We start from the raw sequence: 16,070 nt of genomic DNA on the forward strand, positions 1-16,070 counted from the left end.
ATGTTACGTACAATCAACTTCATGGGCGTTCGCAACGTTGCGTTCGGCGTCACTGTGCTCCTTACCGTCCTGGCGTTGTTCAGCTGGTTCCATAAGGGTCTGAACTACGGTCTGGACTTCACCGGCGGTACGCTCATCGAGCTGACCTACGAGAAGCCGGCCGATGTCACCAAGGTGCGTACCCAACTGAACGAGGCCGGTTACCACGAGGCGATCGTGCAGAGCTTTGGTGCGACCACCGACCTGCTGGTGCGGATGCCGGGTGAAGACCCGCAACTGGGCCACCAGGTGGCCGAGGCCTTGCTCAAGGTCGGTGGCGATAACCCGGCTTCGGTCAAGCGCGTCGAGTTCGTCGGCCCGCAGGTAGGTGAAGAGCTGCGCGACCAGGGCGGCCTCGGCATGCTGATGGCGCTGGCCGGCATCATGGTCTACCTGGCGTTCCGCTTTCAGTGGAAGTTCGGCGTCGGTGCCATTGTCTCGCTGATCCACGACGTGATCGTGACCGTGGGTATCCTGGCGTACTTCCAGATCACCTTCGATTTGACGGTATTGGCGGCGGTGCTGGCGATCATTGGTTACTCCCTCAACGACACCATCGTGGTATTCGACCGGGTTCGCGAGAACTTCCGGGTACTGCGCAAGGCGACGTTGATCGAGAACATCAACATCTCCACCACCCAGACCCTGTTGCGCACCATGGCGACGTCGATTTCCACTTTGCTGGCGATTGCCGCGCTGATGATCTTCGGTGGCGACAACCTGTGGGGCTTCTCCCTGGCGCTGTTTATCGGCGTCCTGGCGGGCACCTACTCGTCGATCTACATCGCCAACGTGGTGCTGATCTGGCTGAACCTCAACAGCGAAGACCTGATTCCTCCTGTTGCGACCGACAAGGAGGTCGACGACCGCCCTTGATGGGTGTTTGTTGATCTACTGTTGCAAAGAAGGCGCGAGTATTGAACTCGCGCCTTTTTTTTTGCTCCAAGGCTGGGTATAGCGCGGACGTTTCAGTCCGCTTGTGATGGTCAGGAGGTTCACGTGAACAAGTCGTTACTGGTTGGTGCGGTATTGGGTGCTGTCGGTGTGACTGCCGGGGGTGCTGTTGCCACCTACAGCCTGGTAAAAAGCGGCCCTGAGTATGCGCAAGTGCTGGCGGTGCAGCCGGTCAAGACCCAGATCAAAACTCCCCGTGAGGTCTGCAAGGACGTCACCGTGACCCGGCAGCGTCCGGTGCAGGATCAGCATCAAATCGCCGGCACGGTGGTCGGCGCCCTGGCAGGCGGCCTGCTGGGTAACCAGATCGGCGGCGGTACTGGCAAGAAGATTGCCACCGTAGCCGGCGCAGTGGGTGGCGGTTATGCCGGTAACAAGGTTCAGGAAGGCATGCAGAACCGTGATACCTACACCACCACGCAAACTCGCTGTAACACCGTCAACGACATCAGCGACAAGGTGGTCGGGTATGACGTGCGTTACAACCTGGATGGCAAGGAAGGATCGGTGCGCATGGAGCGTGATCCGGGTAGCCAGATCCCTGTGGATAAAGAGGGTCGCCTGATCCTCGGCCAGAATCAGCAGTAACCGACATATCCTGTAGGAGCCGGCTTGCCGGCGATAGCGGCGGGTCAGTATTAAGCAAGTTGGCTGGCCAACCGCTATCGCAGGCAAGCCAGCTCCCACAGTGGGGTCAGTGGGCATTGGTTCTTGGCCAAATCCCGGGCATAAAAAAGCACCCCTAAGGGTGCTTTTTTGTGCTCGCTCGCTTAGCGCTTCAGCGAAGCCGGCAGGTGCGGCTGGATCGCCGTCAGGACTGCCTTGAAGCATTTGGTGTTGCCTGCAACCACGTGACCCTTCTCCAGGAAGTCGTGACCACCGGTGAAGTCGCTCACCAGGCCGCCGGCTTCTTGAATCAGCAGGGCGCCTGCAGCCATGTCCCACTCGGACAGGCCCGACTCCCAGAACGCATCAAAACGACCGGCGGCCACATACGCCAGGTCCAGGCTGGCGGCACCGGCGCGGCGGATGCCGGCGGTCTGGCCAACCAGGGCGCGGAACATGCCCAGGTAGTTTTCCAGGTTGTCCATCTGGTCGTCACGGAACGGGAAACCGGTGCCCAGCAGGGCGCCGTCCAGGCTGGTGCGACCGCTGACGCGAAGGCGACGACCGTTCAATTGGGCGCCACGGCCACGGCTGGCGGTGAATTCTTCCTGGCGAACCGGGTCCAGGACCACGGCGTGCTCCAGGCGGCCACGGTATTTGCAGGCAATGCTTACGGCAAAGTGCGGGATGCCGCGCAGGAAGTTGGTGGTGCCATCCAGTGGGTCGATGATCCACAGGTAGTCTTCGCCTTCGCCGCTACCTTTGTGCAGGCCGGTTTCTTCACCGAGGATGCCGTGGGTAGGGTAGGCCTTGCGCAGGGCGTCGATGATTTTCTGTTCGGCGGCGCGATCCACCTCGGATACATAATCCTTGGCGTCTTTTTCGTCGACCTTGATGGTATCCAGGCGCTCGATGGAGCGGAAGATCAATTCACTGGCGCTGCGGGCGGCGCGCAGCGCGATATTCAGCATGGGCTGCATGGATGTGTCACCTAAGGTTGTTAAAGAAAGCCGAGCATTCTAGCAGAAACTTTCTTCAGGTGAAGGACGACGTTCGCTTTCATGGCATAACCTTAGGCTGTTCTGTAAGATTTGCTCCCCTTTCCCGTGTCCGCGAGCGCCTCCCTTGCTGCAAAACATTCGTGTCGTCCTCGTCAATACCAGTCACCCCGGCAATATCGGCGGGGTGGCGCGGGCCATGAAAAACATGGGGCTGACGCGCCTGGTGCTGGTGGAGCCGCGTGTGTTCCCGCACCACGAAGCCGACGCTCGTGCCTCCGGCGCCAATGACCTCCTGGAAAAAGCCCAGGTCGTCGCCACCCTGGAAGATGCCCTGGTGGGTTGCAATCTGGTGCTTGGCACCAGCGCCCGCGACCGCCGCATCCCCTGGCCGCTGCTCGATCCCCGCGAATGCGGGGCCAAAGTGGTCGAAGAGGCGGCTGGTGGCGCCGAAATCGCCTTGGTGTTTGGTCGTGAAGACTCTGGTCTGACCAATGACGAGCTGCAGCGATGTCATTATCACGTGCACATCCCATCAGACCCCGAATTCAGCTCGCTGAACCTCGGGGCAGCGGTGCAGGTGTTGAGTTATGAAGTGCGCATGGCCTGGCTGGCAGCACAAGGTCAGCCGAGCAAAGTGGAGAAGGACGAGGTTGCATCCACCAAAAGTGGCGAATTGGCCACCATGGATGAGCTGGAGCGGTTCTATGAGCACTTGGAGCAAACCCTGGTGGCCATCGAATTCCTCGATCCGGAAAAACCGAGGCACTTGATGGCGCGCCTGCGAAGGCTTTACGGACGTAGCTCGGTCAGCCGGGCAGAGATGAATATATTGCGTGGCATCCTCACGGAGACCCAGAAAGCGGCCCGTGGCGAGCTTCTGAAGCGGAAGGATTAAAAATGTTCGAGCGTCTGCGAGAAGATATCCAAAGTGTTTTCCATCGTGACCCGGCGGCGCGCAACGCCTTTGAAGTGCTGACCTGCTACCCGGGCATGCACGCGATCTGGATTCACCGCTTGTCCGGCGCCTTGTGGGGCATGGGCTGGAAGTGGTTGGCGCGGCTGGTGTCGAACTTTGGGCGCTGGCTGACCGGGATCGAGATTCATCCGGGGGCCAAGGTCGGTCGTCGCTTCTTCATCGACCATGGCATGGGCATCGTGATTGGTGAGACGGCCGAGATTGGTGATGACGTGACCCTGTACCAGGGCGTGACGCTGGGCGGCACCACCTGGAACAAGGGCAAGCGTCACCCGACCCTTGAAGATGGTGTGGTGGTCGGGGCGGGCGCCAAGGTCCTGGGCCCGTTTACGGTCGGTGCCGGTGCCAAGGTTGGCTCCAATGCCGTGGTCACCAAGGCTGTGCCGCCAGGCGCAACCGTAGTGGGGATTCCGGGGCGGATCATCGTCAAGCCGGAAGTCGGCACTGAGCAGGAGGCCAAGCGTAAGGCCATGGCCGAGAAGATCGGCTTCGACGCTTATGGCGTCAGCGAAGACATGCCGGATCCGGTGGCGCGCGCCATTGGCCAGTTGCTCGACCACCTGCAGGCGGTGGACGGCAAGCTGGATGGCATGTGCGGCGCGTTGAAAGATCTGGGTAGTCCTTACTGTGCGAAAGATCTGCCTGAGTTGCGCGAAGAAGACTTCGCCGAGATCAAGGATGAGGCCGGTGCCACCAAGGTGGGTTAGGTTTTAAGATTGATAAAGTCCCCTGTGGGAGCTGGCTTGCCGGTGATAGCGGTCTGCCAGTCACCCCATGGGCGGCTGATCCGCCGCCATCGCAGGCTAACCCGCTCCAGCATTTGACCTCCGTTGGTCTTGAGGTTGGGCCCTCGCCAGGTTCCTGCTGTTCGATTCCACCCCACCCTGCTATGATTCGCGCGCCCTTTTTACGGGTATTCCTGACTAAAGTACTAGGTCTTATAGTTGACTTAAATACTCGGGAATCGCATACTTGCTCCCATTCTGAAACACCTTGGTACTTGTCCATGAGACTGACTACAAAAGGCCGATACGCGGTGACCGCCATGCTCGATCTGGCCTTGCACGCGCAAAACGGGCCGGTGTCCCTGGCCGATATCTCCGAGCGCCAAGGCATTTCCCTGTCTTATCTTGAGCAACTGTTCGCCAAGTTGCGCCGCAGCAACCTGGTTTCCAGTGTGCGTGGCCCGGGCGGCGGTTATCAGTTGTCCCGCGACATGCAGGGCATCCAGGTCGCCCAGGTGATCGATGCGGTCAATGAATCCGTCGATGCCACCAAGTGCCAGGGCCTGGGTGATTGCCATGCCGGCGACACCTGCCTGACGCACCACTTGTGGTGTGACCTGAGCCTGCAGATCCATGAGTTTTTGAGCGGTATCAGCTTGGCTGATCTTGTGACTCGCCGTGAGGTGCAGGAAGTAGCCCAGCGTCAGGACCAGCGCCGATGCAATACCAAGGCGCCGCGTCTGGACAAGATTGAAGCGTCCGCCGTCGAGTGACAGCCGAAGAGCTAACGGCACGCCAGCCAGCCTGATTTAGGAGAAAGTCCATGAAATTGCCGATTTACCTTGATTACTCAGCGACCACCCCGGTTGATCCGCGTGTCGCGCAAAAGATGAGCGAATGCCTGCTGGTTGACGGAAACTTCGGCAACCCGGCGTCCCGTTCCCACGTTTTCGGCTGGAAAGCCGAGGAAGCGGTGGAAAACGCTCGTCGCCAGGTCGCCGACCTGGTCAATGCCGACCCGCGTGAAATCGTCTGGACCTCCGGTGCCACCGAGTCCGACAACCTGGCAATCAAGGGCGCCGCGCATTTCTACGCGACCAAGGGCAAGCACCTGATCACCACCAAGATTGAGCACAAGGCTGTCCTCGACACCATGCGCCAACTGGAGCGTGAAGGTTTCGAGGTGACTTACCTCGAGCCCACCACTGACGGTATCGTCACCCCGGCCATGATCGAAGCCGCGATGCGTGAAGACACCATCCTGGTTTCCGTGATCCACGTGAACAACGAAATCGGCACCATCAACGACATCGCCGCCATTGGCGAGCTGACCCGCTCCAAAGGCGTGTTGCTGCATGTCGATGCTGCCCAGTCTACCGGCAAGGTCGACATTGACCTGTCCAAGCTGAAAGTCGACCTGATGTCGTTCTCGGCCCACAAGACCTACGGCCCTAAAGGCATTGGTGCGCTGTACGTGAGCCGCAAGCCTCGCGTACGTATCGAAGCCACCATGCACGGTGGCGGTCACGAGCGCGGCATGCGTTCTGGCACCCTGGCGACCCACCAGATCGTCGGCATGGGCGAAGCCTTCCGCGTAGCCAAGGAAGACATGGCTGGCGAAAACGTGCGCATCAAGGCCCTCAGCGATCGCTTCTACAAGCAGGTCGAGAACCTTGAAGAGCTGTACATCAACGGCAGCATGACCGCCCGTGTACCGCACAACCTGAATTTGAGCTTCAACTACGTCGAAGGCGAGTCGCTGATCATGGCGCTCAAGGACCTGGCGGTTTCGTCCGGTTCGGCCTGCACCTCGGCCTCCCTCGAGCCGTCCTACGTCCTGCGTGCCCTGGGCCGCAACGACGAGTTGGCACACAGCTCGATCCGCTTCACGTTCGGCCGTTTCACCACCGAAGAAGAAGTCGACTACGCAGCGCAGAAAGTCTGCGAAGCGGTCACCAAGCTGCGCACCCTGTCGCCGCTGTGGGACATGTACAAAGACGGTGTCGATATTTCCAAGATCGAGTGGGCGGCACACTAAATATAGAAGCCGCCACCCAAGCTCTGTAGGAACGTGGCGGAAAACGCAGGCGTTTTTACAGGGTTCCAGAGCGGCCCTGATGAGTGAGGATTCAGTACCATGGCTTACAGCGAAAAGGTCATCGACCACTACGAAAACCCGCGCAACGTCGGCAAGATGGACGCGGAAGATCCTGATGTGGGCACCGGCATGGTCGGCGCCCCGGCGTGCGGCGACGTCATGCGCCTGCAGATCAAGGTCAACGACGCTGGCGTTATCGAAGACGCCAAGTTCAAGACCTACGGCTGCGGTTCAGCCATCGCCTCCAGTTCCCTGGCGACCGAATGGATGAAAGGCAAGACCCTGGATGAGGCTGTCACTATCAGCAACACCCAGTTGGCTGAAGAGCTGGCCCTGCCGCCCGTGAAAATTCACTGCTCGGTACTTGCAGAGGACGCCATCAAGGCGGCCGTTCGCGACTACAAGCAGAAGAAAGGCTTGATCTAAGCATTTGGCGACGAGTAAGGAGTCAACGATGGCTATCAGCATGACAGAAGCGGCTGCGCGGCACGTGCGACGCTCCCTGGATGGGCGCGGTAAAGGTGAGGGGATTCGTCTGGGTGTGCGCACCACAGGCTGTTCCGGCCTTGCCTATGTGCTGGAGTTCGTCGACGAGGTGGTTGCGGAAGATCAGGTGTTCGAAAGTCACGGCGAGAAAGTGATCATCGACCCGAAAAGCCTGACCTACCTGGACGGCACCGAGCTCGATTTCGTCAAGGAAGGGTTGAACGAAGGCTTCAAGTTCAACAACCCTAACGTGCGCGGTGAATGTGGCTGCGGCGAAAGCTTCAACATCTGAGGCTATTTGTGGGTACTCCTTGTCATTTCGCTTTATTCGAGTTGCAGCCGAGTTTTCGCCTGGACCTCGAGCAGCTTGCCACGCGCTACCGTGAATTGGCGCGTGGAGTGCATCCGGATCGCTTTGCCGACGCTTCCGAGCGTGAGCAGCGCCTGGCGCTGGAGCAGTCAGCCAGCCTCAACGAAGCCTATCAGACGCTCAAAAGCCCCCCCAAGCGCGCGCGTTACCTGCTCGCCATGGGTGGTGGCGAAATGCCGCTGGAAGTTACGGTCCATGACCCTGATTTCCTGATGCAGCAGATGCAATGGCGTGAAGAGCTCGAAGACCTGCAGGACGAGGCCGATCTGGCTGGCGTCGCGGTCTTCAAGCGGCGTCTGAAAGTGGCCCAGGATGCACTCAACGAAAGCTTCGCAGCCTGTTGGGACGATGCAGCGCAACGTGAGCAGGCCGAACGCCTGATGCGGCGCATGCAGTTCCTCGACAAGCTCACTTACGAAGTGCGCCAGCTAGAAGAGCGCCTCGACGATTAACCCAGTGCTGCACAGATTGCACGCCTGATAGACAGATAAGACCTGATTACCATGGCTCTACTGCAGATCGCCGAACCCGGCCAAAGTCCTCAACCGCACCAGCGTCGCCTGGCGGTTGGCATCGACTTGGGTACTACCAATTCACTGGTCGCCGCACTGCGCAGCGGTCTCTCCGAGCCGTTGCCCGATGCTGATGGCCAGGTGATCCTGCCGTCGGCGGTGCGCTATCACGCGGATCGCACCGAAGTGGGCGAGTCCGCTCGACTGGCGGCGTCTACCGACCCGCTCAATACCGTGCTGTCGGTCAAGCGCTTGATGGGTCGTGGGTTGTCCGACGTCAAGCAATTGGGCGACCAACTGCCATATCGCTTTGTCGGCGGCGAATCCCATATGCCGTTCATCGACACTATCCAGGGGCCGAAAAGCCCGGTGGAAGTGTCGGCCGATATCCTCAAGGTGCTGCGCCAGCGTGCAGAAACCACCTTGGGCGGTGAATTGGTTGGCGCGGTAATCACTGTTCCTGCCTATTTCGACGATGCTCAGCGCCAAGCCACCAAGGATGCAGCGAAACTCGCTGGCCTCAATGTGTTGCGCCTGCTCAACGAGCCGACTGCGGCCGCCGTGGCATACGGCCTGGACCAGCACGCTGAAGGCCTGGTTGCGATTTACGACCTGGGCGGCGGCACCTTTGATATTTCGATCCTGCGCCTGACCGGCGGTGTGTTTGAAGTTCTGGCTACCGGTGGCGACAGTGCCCTGGGCGGTGATGACTTCGACCACGCCATCGCCGGTTGGATTATCACCAGCGCCGGCTTGTCCGCCGACTTGGATCCTGGCGCCCAGCGCAATCTGCTGCAAACCGCCTGCGCCGCCAAGGAAGCCCTGACCGACGCCGCATCTGTTGAAGTTTCCTACGGCTCCTGGTCGGCCCAACTGACCCGTGACGCCTTTGATGCGCTGATCGAGCCAATGGTTGCCCGCAGCCTGAAAGCCTGTCGTCGTGCGGTTCGTGATTCCGGCATTGAGCTGGAAGAAGTGGGTGCGGTGGTCATGGTTGGCGGCTCGACTCGTGTGCCACGGGTTCGCGAGGCGGTGGCTGAAGCCTTTGGCCGCCAGCCATTGACCGAAATCGATCCGGATCAAGTGGTGGCCATTGGGGCTGCGATCCAGGCCGATACCCTGGCCGGCAACAAGCGTGACGGTGGCGAATTGTTGCTGCTCGACGTGATTCCGTTGTCCCTGGGCCTGGAAACCATGGGTGGCCTGATGGAGAAGGTGATTCCGCGCAACACCACCATTCCCGTCGCCCGCGCCCAGGACTTCACTACTTACAAAGATGGCCAGACGGCCATGATGATCCATGTGCTGCAGGGCGAGCGCGAGCTGATCAGCGACTGTCGCTCCCTGGCGCGTTTTGAATTGCGCGGCATCCCGGCCATGGTCGCGGGTGCGGCGAAGATCCGCGTGACCTTCCAGGTCGACGCCGACGGCCTGCTCAGCGTAGCTGCACGCGAACTGGGTTCGGGCGTTGAGGCCAGCATTCAGGTCAAGCCGTCCTACGGCCTGACTGACGGCGAAATCGCCAAGATGCTCAAGGATTCGTTCCAGTATGCCGGTGACGACAAGGTCGCCCGTGTGTTGCGTGAGCAGCAAGTCGATGCCCAGCGCCTGCTCGAAGCGGTGCAGGGCGCGCTTGAGGCAGACGGTGAGCGCCTGCTGGATGCTGAAGAACGCCTGGTCATCGACCTGCAGATGCAGGAGCTGGCCCAATTGATGAAAGGCACCGATGGCTATGCCATCGAACAACAGACCAAGCGCCTTTCACAAGTAACCGATGCCTTTGCCGCCCGTCGTATGAACCAGACGGTGAAAGCCGCCCTGGCGGGACGCAACCTGAATGAAATCGAGGAATAACTGATGCCGCAGGTCATTTTTCTGCCACACGCCGAGCATTGCCCGGACGGTATGGTCGTGGAGGCTGAGACCGGCAAGTCCATTCTCGAAGTTGCCCACGACAACCACATCGAGATCGAGAGTGCTTGTGGTGGCGTTAACGCCTGTACCACGTGTCACTGCATTATCCGCGAAGGTTTCAATAGCCTTGAAGAGGCCGATGAGCTGGAGGAGGACTATCTTGATAGGGCGTGGGGCCTGGAACCGACGTCGCGCCTGAGCTGTCAGGCCAAGGTGGGAACAGAAGACCTTACCGTCGAAATTCCGAAGTATTCGCTCAACCATGCGGCCGAAGCGCCGCACTGATTCAAGGAAGTGTCATGAGTCTTAAATGGGTTGATGTGCAAGAGATCGCTATTCTGCTGGCCGATGGCCATCCGGATACGGATCCCTATTCCGTGAACTTTGTAGCTTTGCGTGACATGGTCATGGCCTTGCCAGGGTTCGAAGACGAGCGGGATCGCGGCGGTGAAAAGGTTCTTGAAGCTATCCAGACTGCCTGGAAAGAAGAACAGGACTGAAGCCTCCCTCACGCAGTTAGGCAATACCCAAGAACCCGCGTATAATTCGCGGGTTTAATTTTTCGCAAATTACCGTTTCTGGAGTTACACCATGGCTGTTCAACGTACTTTCTCCATCATCAAGCCTGACGCTGTTGCAAAAAACGTCATCGGCGAGATCACCACTCGTTTCGAAAAAGCCGGCCTGAAGGTTGTAGCTTCGAAACTCAAGCAACTGTCCAAGGCTGAAGCTGAAGGCTTCTACGCTGAGCACAGCGCTCGTGGCTTCTTCGGCGACCTGGTTGCCTTCATGATCTCCGGTCCTGTTGTTGTACAGGTTCTGGAAGGCGAAAACGCTATCGCTCTGAACCGTGAGCTGATGGGCGCTACCAACCCTAAAGAAGCTGCTGCCGGCACCATCCGTGCTGACTTCGCTGACTCCATCGACGCCAACGCTGTACACGGTTCGGACTCCGAAGCCGCTGCTGCTCGTGAAATCTCGTACTTCTTCGCAGCTACTGAAGTAACCACTCGCTAAGCATTGGCTTAAAGAGTGAAGGTGAATCCATGACTACATCGACTGTAAAAACCAACCTGCTGGGTCTGACTCAACAGGAAATGGAAAAATTCTTCGACTCAATCGGGGAGAAGCGTTTCCGTGCCGGTCAGGTAATGAAGTGGATTCACCACTTTGGCGTCGACGATTTCGACGCCATGACGAACGTCAGCAAGGCCCTGCGCGACAAGCTCAAGGCGATTGCCGAGGTTCGTGGTCCCGAGGTTGTCAGTGAGGACATCTCCAGCGATGGCACCCGTAAGTGGGTGGTGCGCGTGGCGTCCGGCAGTTGCGTCGAGACCGTCTACATTCCCCAGGGCAAACGCGGCACCTTGTGCGTTTCGTCCCAGGCAGGCTGTGCCCTGGACTGCAGTTTCTGCTCCACCGGCAAGCAAGGCTTCAATAGCAACCTCACCGCCGCCGAAGTCATCGGCCAGGTGTGGATTGCCAACAAATCCTTTGGTAGCGTACCGGCGACCGTCGACCGTGCCATCACCAACGTGGTGATGATGGGCATGGGTGAGCCGCTGCTGAACTTCGACAACGTGATTGCGGCCATGCATCTGATGATGGACGACCTGGGCTACGGCATTTCCAAGCGCCGTGTGACCCTGTCGACCTCCGGCGTGGTCCCGATGATCGATGAGCTGGCCAAGCACATCGACGTCTCCCTGGCGTTGTCGCTGCATGCACCCAATGACGCATTGCGTAACCAATTGGTGCCGATCAACAAGAAGTATCCGCTTAAGATGCTCCTCGAATCTTGCCAGCGTTATATGGCGACCTTGGGCGAGAAGCGCGTGCTGACTATTGAGTACACCATGCTCAAGGACATCAACGACAAGGTCGAACACGCGGTCGAGATGATCGAGCTGCTTAAGAACACCCCGTGCAAGATCAACCTGATTCCGTTCAACCCGTTTCCCCATTCTGGCTACGAGCGGCCGAGCAACAACGCCATTCGTCGTTTCCAGGATCAACTGCACCAGGCAGGCTACAACGTCACTGTGCGCACCACCCGTGGTGAAGACATCGACGCCGCCTGTGGTCAATTGGTAGGACAGGTGCTGGATCGCACCCGTCGTAGCGAGCGTTATATCGCCGTGCGCGAGTTGAGCGCCGACAGCGATCTGGCGCAGAACGCCGCGACACGAACCTGAGAGAGGAACTCTATGCCCCTGCGCCTTGCGCTGCTTTTGCTTGTTGCCGGCCTCTCGGTTGGCTGTGTTTCATCGGGCTCTGACAGCCCGCTGCAAACTGGCAAGGGCCGTGACGAAGCGCGTGCTGCCTATGTGCAGCTGGGGTTGGGTTACTTGCGCCAGGGCTTGAGCGAGCAGGCCAAGGTGCCGCTGCAAAAGGCCCTGGCCCTCGATAATCAGGATGCCGACGCCAATGCTGCGCTAGCGCTGGTGTTCCAGGCCCAGGCCGAGCCCGAGCTGGCCGACCAGTATTTCCAGAAGGCCCTGGCGGTTCGCCCCCATGATCCGCGCCTGCTTAACAACTACGGCAGCTTCCTGTTTCAGCAGGAGCGTTATAAGTACGCGGCCGGTTATTTCCAGCAAGCAGCTACTGATACCCTATATCCTGAGCGTTCGCGGGTTTTCGAAAACCTGGGAGTGACCTCTATGCGCCTTGGCCAACGTGAAGACGCCCGCCGGCAACTGGAAAAAGCCCTGCACCTGAACCAGCGCCAGCCACGGGCCTTGCTTGAAATGGCCCAGTTGTCGTTTGAAGACAGGCATTATGTGCCGGCACGTGACTATTACGAGCGTTTTAGCCTGCTCAGTGGGCAAAATGCACGTAGTCTATTGCTTGGTGTGCGCCTGGCCACAGTTCATGAAGAACGCGACAAGGCCGCACGTTTTGGCCAGCAACTAGAACGACTCTATCCCGGTACGCCGGAATATCAGCAATACCTGTCGGAGCAATGATGAAAGCCGCGCACCCGGAAGTTGTAGCCGCTAATCGCGTAAACCCAGGCGAGACCTTGCGTCAGGCCCGCGAAAGCAATGGTTGGTCGCTCGAAGAAGTGGCCCTCAAGCTCAATTTGACCACCACTTCCCTGGGCAACCTGGAAAACGGCGCGTTCGACAAACTGCCCGGGCATACCTTCGCCCGCGGTTATATCCGTGCCTACGCCAAGCTGCTGGGCACCGACCAGGCCATCCTGGTCCAGCAATTCGACCAGTTCACCGGTACCGATTCCCAGGGCAGCAACGTACACGGTCTTGGTCGTATTGAAGAGCCCGTGCGTGTTTCCCACACGATTTTGCGAATTGTCAGCCTGTTGCTGCTGATCGCAGTGATCGGTGGTGGTTTTATCTGGTGGCAGGACCAGACCTCGCTGCGCAGCAAGGACTTGATCAGCAACGCTATGGAGCACGTCGAAGTCGAAAGCGCCGACGGCACCACCCAGATTCACCCCCTGGACGAGCCGGAAGACCAGGCTGTCGCCCAGGGCGAGGCCACGGCTGAAACCAATCTTGACCTGCAAGTAGGCCAACCGCCTGCCGAAGCCGGCACCGAGTCGGCCCCGGCCGTCGTTGCAGCCGCTCCAGCCGCGCCCGCAAGTCAGGTTCCGGCCACTGCGGCCCAGGCCCCCGTCGTACCGACACCGGTCGCACCCGTCGCACCAACGGTCGCCGCACCTGCCGCCCAGGCGCCTGCCAGCGTGGCGGGTGATGGCCGTCTCCAGATTACCTACGTCGCTGACTGCTGGACACAAGTCACCGATGGCAATGGCAAGGTCCTGTTCAGTGCTTTGAAGCGTAAGGGAGATACGCTTGATCAGGTCGGCAAGCCTCCTTTGACGCTGCGTCTGGGCTTCGCCCGTGGCGCGCAAGTGGCCTACAACGGCCAGCCTGTGGACGTGGCGCCGTTCACCAGTGGCGAGACCGCTCGCCTGAAGTTGGGACAATAGTCATGCACGGCGAATCTCCAATCAAACGTCGCGTATCGCGCAAGATCTGGGTCGGCTCGGTGCCGGTGGGTGGCGATGCCCCCATCGCCGTACAGAGCATGACCAACAGCGACACCAATGATGTGGCCGCCACAGTGGCCCAGATCAACCGCTTGGAAGCCGCCGGCGTCGATATCGTGCGGGTTTCCGTGCCGGATATGGACGCTGCCGAGGCGTTTGGCCGCATCAAGCAATTGGTCAAGGTGCCACTGGTCGCCGATATCCACTTCGACTACAAGATCGCGTTGCGCGTGGCCGAACTGGGTGTCGACTGCCTACGGATCAACCCGGGCAACATCGGTCGCGAAGACCGCGTGCGTGCCGTGGTCGATGCGGCCCGTGATCGCGGGATCCCGATCCGTATCGGCGTCAACGCCGGTTCCCTGGAAAAAGACCTGCAAAAAAAATATGGCGAGCCTACCCCGGCAGCCCTGGTCGAGTCTGCACTGCGCCACGTCGAGCACCTTGAACGCCTGAATTTCCAGGACTTCAAGGTCAGCGTAAAGGCTTCCGACGTGTTCATGGCGGTAGAAGCCTACCGCCTGCTGGCCAAGGAAATCGTGCAGCCGTTGCACCTGGGCATCACCGAAGCCGGTGGTTTGCGTTCAGGCACAGTGAAATCTGCGGTGGGTCTCGGTATGCTGCTGGCCGACGGGATTGGCGATACCATTCGCATCTCCCTGGCGGCGGACCCGGTAGAGGAAGTGAAAGTCGGCTACGACATTCTCAAATCCCTGCATTTACGCTCCCGTGGCATCAATTTTATTGCCTGCCCGAGTTGCTCGCGGCAGAACTTCGACGTGGTGAAAACCATGAACGAGTTGGAAGTACGCCTGGAAGACCTGCTGGTGCCGCTGGATGTCGCGGTGATCGGTTGCGTGGTCAACGGGCCGGGTGAGGCCAAGGAGGCGCATGTGGGCCTGACCGGCGGTACCCCGAACCTGATTTACATCGACGGCAAGCCGTCGCAGAAATTGACGAATGATAATCTGGTGGATCAGTTGGAACGGCTGATCCGCGAGAAAGCGGCCGAGAAGGTCGCCTCTGACGCAGCGCTTATCGCTCGCGGCTGATCGAACGAATTTAAGGATTTGATGTGAGCAAGTCTCTGCAAGCCATTCGTGGCATGAACGACATTCTGCCCGAGCAGACGCCCCTGTGGCGCTATTTCGAGAGCACGGTCGCGCGCCTGCTGGATAACTACGGTTACAAGCAGATCCGCATGCCAATCGTCGAGTTCACCGAGCTGTTCAAACGCTCCATCGGTGAAGTGACCGACATCGTCGAAAAAGAGATGTACACCTTCGAAGATCGCAACGGCGACTCCCTGACCCTGCGTCCGGAAGGTACCGCTGCGTGCGTGCGCGCTGTGCTTGAGCATGGCATCACCGGTGGTGGCCAGACCCAGAAGCTGTGGTACATCGGCCCGATGTTCCGCCACGAGCGCCCACAAAAAGGCCGTTATCGCCAATTCCACCAGATCGGTTGCGAAGTCTTCAACCTCGATGGTCCGGACATCGACGCCGAGCTGATCGTGCTGACCTGGCGCCTGTGGGGCCAATTGGGCATCCGCGACGCGGTCAAGCTCGAGCTCAACAGCCTGGGCACCAGCGAGTCCCGTGGCCGTTACCGTGAAGCCCTGGTCGAGTACCTGTCGGCCCACCTGGACAAGCTCGATGAAGACAGCCAGCGTCGCCTGAAGACCAACCCGTTGCGCGTCCTCGATACCAAGAACGCCGACACCCAGGCCGTGCTGGTCGACGCGCCGAAAATGGCCGACTACCTGGATGACGAATCCCGCACCCACTTCGAGGGCCTCAAGGCTCGCCTGGATGCGGCCGGTATTCCCTACGTGATCAACCCCAAGTTGGTGCGCGGCCTCGATTACTACAGCAAGACCGTGTTCGAGTGGGTCACCGACAAGCTCGGCGCCCAGGGCACCGTGTGTGCCGGTGGGCGCTACGACGGCCTGGTCGAGCAGATGGGCGGCAAGCCGACCACGGGCGTGGGTTTTGCCATGGGCATCGAGCGGCTGATCCTGCTGCTGGAAACCCTGGAGCAGATCCCTGAAGAAATTTCCCGTCAGGTGGACGTGTACCTGTGCGCCTTTGGCGAGGCAGCTGAATTGGCTGGCCTGGCCTTGAGCGAGCAACTGCGCGACCAACTGCCGAGCCTGCGCCTGCTGGTCAATGCCGGCGCTGGCAGCTTCAAGAGCCAATTTAAGAAAGCCGACAAGAGCGGCGCGTTGTACGCGCTGATCCTGGGCGACGATGAACTGGCCCAGCAAGTGGTAAGTGTCAAACCCCTGCGTGGCCAGGGCGAACAACAAAGCATTGCCTTTGATGCGCTTGCCGCGCACTTGGCCACCTGCATCGTGCAGGGTTGAAGCTGTCAA

At 59.6% G+C, this 16,070-nt stretch carries 19 protein-coding genes; 18 read left to right on the forward strand and 1 reads right to left on the reverse strand.

Annotated elements, in window-relative coordinates:
• Together secF and ACSSVH_RS04970 are read left to right on the forward strand one after the other, a co-directional pair.
• Entirely contained in the window at positions 1-915 is a 915-nt protein-coding gene (gene secF, locus ACSSVH_RS04965; RefSeq protein ID WP_169956302.1) for a protein translocase subunit SecF, read from the forward strand.
• Positions 916-1,038: 123 nt separating this feature from the next.
• The gene (locus ACSSVH_RS04970) at positions 1,039-1,581 is read left to right on the forward strand and encodes a glycine zipper 2TM domain-containing protein (RefSeq protein WP_029298576.1); all 543 of its coding nucleotides are present in this window, start codon (positions 1,039-1,041) and stop codon (positions 1,579-1,581) included.
• A 182-nt stretch (positions 1,582-1,763) separates the two neighbouring features.
• On the opposite strand, the gene suhB is transcribed toward ACSSVH_RS04970, so the two are convergent.
• Positions 1,764-2,579: a type III secretion system regulator SuhB gene (suhB, locus tag ACSSVH_RS04975; RefSeq protein ID WP_003175971.1), complete on the reverse strand. Its 816-nt coding sequence runs from the start codon at positions 2,577-2,579 to the stop codon at positions 1,764-1,766.
• Positions 2,580-2,724: 145 nt separating this feature from the next.
• Between suhB and trmJ the strand changes: the two genes are divergently transcribed.
• The 16 genes from trmJ (at position 2,725) to hisS (ending at position 16,061) form a co-directional block, all read left to right on the forward strand.
• A complete protein-coding gene (trmJ, locus tag ACSSVH_RS04980) occupies positions 2,725-3,495 on the forward strand; it encodes a tRNA (cytosine(32)/uridine(32)-2'-O)-methyltransferase TrmJ (protein ID WP_169956304.1) in 771 nt (256 codons plus the stop codon).
• A gap of 2 nt (positions 3,496-3,497) precedes the next feature.
• Positions 3,498-4,283 carry a serine O-acetyltransferase gene (gene cysE / locus ACSSVH_RS04985; protein WP_169956306.1) on the forward strand — a complete coding sequence of 262 codons (786 nt, stop codon included), beginning with the start codon at positions 3,498-3,500 and terminating at the stop codon, positions 4,281-4,283.
• Between the two features lie 299 nt (positions 4,284-4,582).
• Positions 4,583-5,074, forward strand: a complete 492-nt coding sequence (iscR, locus tag ACSSVH_RS04990) for a Fe-S cluster assembly transcriptional regulator IscR (protein WP_003210305.1) — start codon at positions 4,583-4,585, stop codon at positions 5,072-5,074.
• Between the two features lie 50 nt (positions 5,075-5,124).
• Positions 5,125-6,339 (forward strand): IscS subfamily cysteine desulfurase, encoded by a 1,215-nt coding sequence (locus tag ACSSVH_RS04995; RefSeq protein WP_169956307.1) that lies wholly within the window; start codon positions 5,125-5,127, stop codon positions 6,337-6,339.
• 99 nt (positions 6,340-6,438) lie between these two features.
• Entirely contained in the window at positions 6,439-6,825 is a 387-nt protein-coding gene (gene iscU, locus ACSSVH_RS05000; protein ID WP_028617851.1) for a Fe-S cluster assembly scaffold IscU, read from the forward strand.
• A gap of 28 nt (positions 6,826-6,853) precedes the next feature.
• The gene (gene iscA, locus ACSSVH_RS05005) at positions 6,854-7,177 is read left to right on the forward strand and encodes an iron-sulfur cluster assembly protein IscA (RefSeq protein WP_010565230.1); all 324 of its coding nucleotides are present in this window, start codon (positions 6,854-6,856) and stop codon (positions 7,175-7,177) included.
• Between the two features lie 8 nt (positions 7,178-7,185).
• Positions 7,186-7,707 carry a co-chaperone HscB gene (gene hscB / locus ACSSVH_RS05010; protein ID WP_169956309.1) on the forward strand — a complete coding sequence of 174 codons (522 nt, stop codon included), beginning with the start codon at positions 7,186-7,188 and terminating at the stop codon, positions 7,705-7,707.
• A 51-nt stretch (positions 7,708-7,758) separates the two neighbouring features.
• The gene (gene hscA, locus ACSSVH_RS05015; protein WP_170042972.1) at positions 7,759-9,621 is read left to right on the forward strand and encodes a Fe-S protein assembly chaperone HscA; all 1,863 of its coding nucleotides are present in this window, start codon (positions 7,759-7,761) and stop codon (positions 9,619-9,621) included.
• Positions 9,622-9,624: 3 nt separating this feature from the next.
• Entirely contained in the window at positions 9,625-9,966 is a 342-nt protein-coding gene (fdx, locus tag ACSSVH_RS05020; protein ID WP_016977666.1) for an ISC system 2Fe-2S type ferredoxin, read from the forward strand.
• A 14-nt stretch (positions 9,967-9,980) separates the two neighbouring features.
• The gene (gene iscX / locus ACSSVH_RS05025; RefSeq protein ID WP_057437937.1) at positions 9,981-10,181 is read left to right on the forward strand and encodes a Fe-S cluster assembly protein IscX; all 201 of its coding nucleotides are present in this window, start codon (positions 9,981-9,983) and stop codon (positions 10,179-10,181) included.
• A 91-nt stretch (positions 10,182-10,272) separates the two neighbouring features.
• A complete protein-coding gene (ndk, locus tag ACSSVH_RS05030) occupies positions 10,273-10,698 on the forward strand; it encodes a nucleoside-diphosphate kinase (protein WP_017846179.1) in 426 nt (141 codons plus the stop codon).
• Positions 10,699-10,727: 29 nt separating this feature from the next.
• The gene (gene rlmN / locus ACSSVH_RS05035; RefSeq protein ID WP_169956313.1) at positions 10,728-11,876 is read left to right on the forward strand and encodes a dual-specificity RNA methyltransferase RlmN; all 1,149 of its coding nucleotides are present in this window, start codon (positions 10,728-10,730) and stop codon (positions 11,874-11,876) included.
• Positions 11,877-11,888: 12 nt separating this feature from the next.
• Entirely contained in the window at positions 11,889-12,647 is a 759-nt protein-coding gene (gene pilW, locus ACSSVH_RS05040) for a type IV pilus biogenesis/stability protein PilW (protein ID WP_492634165.1), read from the forward strand.
• Positions 12,647-13,636, forward strand: a complete 990-nt coding sequence (locus ACSSVH_RS05045) for a RodZ domain-containing protein (protein ID WP_492634166.1) — start codon at positions 12,647-12,649, stop codon at positions 13,634-13,636. The genes pilW and ACSSVH_RS05045 overlap by 1 nt, the downstream gene beginning before the upstream one ends.
• Positions 13,637-13,638: 2 nt before the next feature.
• Positions 13,639-14,748, forward strand: coding sequence for a flavodoxin-dependent (E)-4-hydroxy-3-methylbut-2-enyl-diphosphate synthase (gene ispG / locus ACSSVH_RS05050; protein ID WP_057437947.1), 1,110 nt, complete (start codon positions 13,639-13,641; stop codon positions 14,746-14,748).
• A 23-nt stretch (positions 14,749-14,771) separates the two neighbouring features.
• The gene (gene hisS, locus ACSSVH_RS05055; RefSeq protein WP_099169878.1) at positions 14,772-16,061 is read left to right on the forward strand and encodes a histidine--tRNA ligase; all 1,290 of its coding nucleotides are present in this window, start codon (positions 14,772-14,774) and stop codon (positions 16,059-16,061) included.
• Positions 16,062-16,070 lie beyond the last annotated feature (9 nt).

The sequence above is a fragment of the Pseudomonas sp. HC1(2025) genome, from assembly GCF_058742075.1.